A 4,104-nucleotide genomic window follows, 5' to 3' on the forward strand; every position below is an offset into this window, starting at 1 on the left:
CGAGCGGCTCGCCGCCGCGCTGGACATGACCACCGAGCTGCCCCGGGTGCCGCGCGCCGAGCCGGCAGCGCCGGTCACCCGGCAGCCCGCGCCGCCGGTGCGGGCCGCCCAGGCGACGCCGGCCAACCGGCCGTCGGCACCGCAGCAGGTTCCCCAGCAGCGGTACGCGGACGAGACGATGGAGCTGCCGATCTTCCGGGAGCTGGAGTCGGCCTGGTTCCGTACCCGTAAGCCCGGCCCCGAGGACGCGGCCGGCGCCAAGCAGGCGGCCAACGGCACGACGGCCACCCATGCGGCCGTCGACACCGCCGGTCACCCGGCCCAGTACACCGCACCAGGGACGACAGGTAGCGCACCGATGGCAGACACTGCGCCGGCCGGGGGCGTGCCGCGTGACAACGGACCGACAGTGAACGGGGGCCTCCCCGGTCGCGGTGACGGCCCGGCGACCCGTCGCTCCGCCCCGCAGTCCACCGGTTGGCAGACCGCCGCCGACGACGGTTGGCGGGCGGCGGTGGCCGCGACCGAGGCACCGGTGGCCGGCACCACCCAGACCGGCCTGCCGAAGCGGACGCCGATGGCGCAGCTCGTGCCGGGGGCGATCGAGAAGCCGACCACGTCGGTGCAGCGGCGGACGCCGGAAGCGGTCAGGGGTCTGCTCTCGGCCTACCATCGAGGTGTGCAACGCGGCCGGACCACCTCGGACAACCCCACCAACCCGGACGCGACTCCGGGCGGGCAGCAATCCTCGTCGTCTGGCTCCGGCCCGGCGGGCGGGAGCGGGCAGAAGGAGCAAGAAGGATGACAACTACGCAGGATCTGGGTTGGCTGCTGGCCAACTTCGCCGACCGGGTGCCGGGTGTCGCGCACGCGGTCGCGGTCTCCGCCGACGGCCTGCTCCTCGCTTCGTCGCGTGACCTGCCCCGGGACCGGGCCGACCAGCTGGCCGCGATCGCGTCCGGCCTGGTCAGCCTGACCCAGGGGGCGGCCCGCTGCTTCGAGGGCGGCGCGGTGTTGCAGACCGTCGTCGAGATGGACAACGGTTTCCTGTTCCTGATGTCCATCTCGGACGGGTCGTCGTTCGCCGTCCTGGCCGCGCGCAGTTGCGACGTCGGTCAGGTCGGGTACGAGATGGCGCTGCTGGTCGACCGGGTCGGCGACGCGCTCACGCCGCAGGCCCGTACGGCTGTCGGGATGATGGGCTGACCGGGCTGACCGCCTGGTCGGCACGGGACGACAAGAACGACGGGTTCCACCGGGTGAGAGCCGGTGCCGGGGACGAAGGAGGTGAGCGGCGACATGGTCGATCGTGACGAACCGACAGGTGCGTTGGTCCGGCCGTACGCCGTGACCCGCGGTCGTACCCGTCCCCGGCTCGACATCGCCCTGGAGGCGCTCGTCGAGACGACGGTGCGCGGTCGCGCTGCTGCCGGTGGCAACGGCGGTCAGGGCCGGGAGCACCAGTACATCGCCGCGCTGTGTGACGGACGTGTGCAGTCGCTCGCCGAGATCGCGGCGCGGATGCAGCTTCCGCTCGGCGTGGCCCGGGTGCTCATCGCCGACATGGCGACGGACGGCCTGGTCGCGGTCCACGAGCCGACCATCTTGGACGACTCGGACGACGCGGTGGGCACTGAACTGCTGGAGAGGGTGCTGAGTGGACTTCGCAGGCTCTGACATGTCGCAGCGGCCGCCTGCCCCGAACGGGCGCGTGACGTCGGCGAAGATCGTTATCGCCGGTGGGTTCGGCGTCGGCAAGACGACGCTGGTCGGCTCGGTCTCGGAGATCACGCCGCTGACCACCGAGGCCATCATGACCTCGGCCGGTGTGGGCGTCGACGACACCCGGCAGGTGCCGGGCAAGACGACGACCACCGTGGCGATGGACTTCGGCCGTATCTCGATCGACCGGGATCTGATCCTGTACCTGTTCGGTACGCCCGGTCAGACGCGGTTCTGGTTCATGTGGGACGAACTGGTCCGGGGCGCCATCGGTGCCGTGGTGCTCGTCGACACCCGCCGGTTGGCCGACTGCTTCGCGGCGATCGACTTCTTCGAGCACCGGCGGCTGCCGTACCTGGTGGCGATCAACTGCTTCGACGGGATGCAGTACCACGACCCGCAGGACGTCCGGGACGCGCTGGCGATCTCGACCGACGTGCCGGTGGTCGCCTGCGACGCCCGTAACCGGGAGTCGACCAAGCACGTGCTGATCTCGTTGGTCGAGTACGTGCTGACGATGCGTCGTTCGCGCGCGGTCGCGCCGGCCTGACCGACTCCGTACGCGCCCGGTGGCGGCTCCGGCCGCGACCGGGCGCGTACGCGTTTCCCGACCCGGTACGCCGGAAGCCCGTCGGCGGCACTCCGCCCCGGCCCTCCGCCCCCTGCCCCTGATCCCGCGAAGCTGGCATGTCCGGGTGGCTGGGGATGCCTGGGGCCGTGCCCGGATGGCGTGGGCCTACCCGGGTGGGGGAAGGTCTGCGGCGGTCGTGTCCGCGCGCCGCCCTGCGGGCCGCTGGCGGGTCAACGACCTGAGGCGGTGCCCGAGGTAGGGCAGGTGCGTTCCGGTCCGCACAACGGCGCTGGCCCGACCGGATGAACCGGTCGGGCCAGCGGTGAGCTGTCAGAGGGTCAGGAGCGGTAGCCGGCGGAGCGGAACTCGTACTCCCGGTCGTCGTCCCGCTCGGTCGGGTCCCGGCTGAAGTCCCAGCCGCCGGCCGCCTCCCGGCCGGGCCGGCCGCCGACGGCGAAACCGCCGATCTCCTGGCCGCGACGCCAACCCCGGAAGTAGCCTGTGGTGTTCTCGGCGAGGCTCGCCGCGTCCCGGACGATCCGCAGCGGACGCTCCTCGCGCAGCGGCGAACCGGGCACCAGGTTGGCCTGCGGGACCCGCTTGGGCAGCCCGGCGGAGGTTTCCGCGCCGACGGCCGGCTGCGCCACCTTCTCGGCGGCCTGCCAACCGGTGTCCGCGGTGGACGACCACTCCAGGTCGCTCTCGTCGCCGTGCCCGACGAACCATGCCGACTTCGCCTGGGCGAAGATCAGCAGGTCGCCGTCGCCCTCGTCGGAGACCGGCGGCGGGCGGTGCTCCATCGGCGCGGGACGGCGCTCGACCGGTTCCGGTCGCCGCTCCAGGGCCGGCCGGTCGCCGCGTGCCGGCCGCTCGACCCGGTCGAGCCGCTCCGCCCGGTCCAGACGTTCCGGGCGGTCAGTGCGGTCCAGCCGGTCGGGGCGGTCAACGGGACGGTCCAGCCGACCCGGCCGCTCGGCCCGGGTGGGGCGGTCCAGTTGCTCCGCCCGGTGGGGTCGCCCGGCCCGGCCGGCCTCGTCCCGGTCCACCAGCCGCAGCGGCGGGGTGTCCAGGTGCGGGTCGGCGGGGGAGTCCAGCCCGTCCCGCAGGGCCCGGTCGGCCAGCGGCGGCGGCTCCACCAGCCGCAGCATCGGCGGCTCCTGCGGCAGGTCGTCGGCGAGCCACGGCGGGGTGATCCGGCGGCCGGCACCCGCGTCGGTGGGGGCGTCGGCCGACCGGCCGGCCCGCTCGCCGTACGCCGGCACCACCGGGTTGTTGGCGGAGCTGTCGGACGGGTCCTCCGGGTTGTTGACCAGCGGCCAGTTCGCCCGCGACCCGGGCGGGGCGGTGGGCTGCTCCGGCTCGGGCCGGCTGACCGGCACCGGGACGTTCAGGTCGGTGGCGCTGAATCCGCCGGTGGGGGTGGAGAGCGCGCCGGTGGTCTTCGGCCGGGGCGGGATCACGGTGCGCTGCCGCTCGGCGCGGGCGTTGTTGATCGCGGCGGTGGTCAGCGTCGGCCGGAACGGCTCACCCGCCTCGGCGGGTGGCACGGTGCCGCGCTGCGCCGGAGCGATCGGGGTGATCCCCGGCGGAGGCGGCGGCGGGGCCGAGACCGGCCGGTTCGTCGGCGCGTCCACCCCGCGACGGATCGGCGGCATCATGGCGGTCGGCGCGTCCGACCCGCGACGGACCACGGGCATCCCCGGGTCGGTACGCGCGGGCGGCGCCGAGGTCGGCAGGCCGGCCGCGGCGGCCGGGGTGACCGGTGCCGGGGCCACCGGCGGTGGGGTGATCGGGGCGGGCGCCACCGGCGG

General features: G+C 74.5%; 3 protein-coding genes and 2 pseudogenes. 4 read left to right on the forward strand and 1 reads right to left on the reverse strand.

The genetic code is table 11. The features are described from left to right. From H1A17_RS33590 to H1A17_RS33605, 4 genes and pseudogenes are all read left to right on the forward strand, one after another. A pseudogene (locus tag H1A17_RS33590) lies at positions 1–805 on the forward strand (ATPase); the annotation flags it as partial. Continuing rightward, positions 802–1,206, forward strand: a complete 405-nt coding sequence (locus tag H1A17_RS33595) for a roadblock/LC7 domain-containing protein (RefSeq protein WP_067304724.1) — start codon at positions 802–804, stop codon at positions 1,204–1,206. The pseudogene H1A17_RS33590 and the gene H1A17_RS33595, both read left to right, overlap by 4 nt. Positions 1,207–1,299: 93 nt before the next feature. Continuing rightward, positions 1,300–1,677, forward strand: coding sequence for a DUF742 domain-containing protein (locus H1A17_RS33600; protein ID WP_088643989.1), 378 nt, complete (start codon positions 1,300–1,302; stop codon positions 1,675–1,677). Position 1,678: 1 nt separating this feature from the next. Continuing rightward, the gene (locus tag H1A17_RS33605; RefSeq protein WP_088643912.1) at positions 1,679–2,272 is read left to right on the forward strand and encodes an ATP/GTP-binding protein; all 594 of its coding nucleotides are present in this window, start codon (positions 1,679–1,681) and stop codon (positions 2,270–2,272) included. A gap of 359 nt (positions 2,273–2,631) precedes the next feature. On the opposite strand, the pseudogene H1A17_RS33610 reads toward H1A17_RS33605, so the two are convergent. Next, a pseudogene (locus H1A17_RS33610) lies at positions 2,632–4,104 on the reverse strand (hypothetical protein); the annotation flags it as partial.

The sequence above is a fragment of the Micromonospora sp. S-DT3-3-22 genome (genome assembly GCF_015354745.1).
Lineage (GTDB): Bacteria > Actinomycetota > Actinomycetes > Mycobacteriales > Micromonosporaceae > Micromonospora > Micromonospora wenchangensis.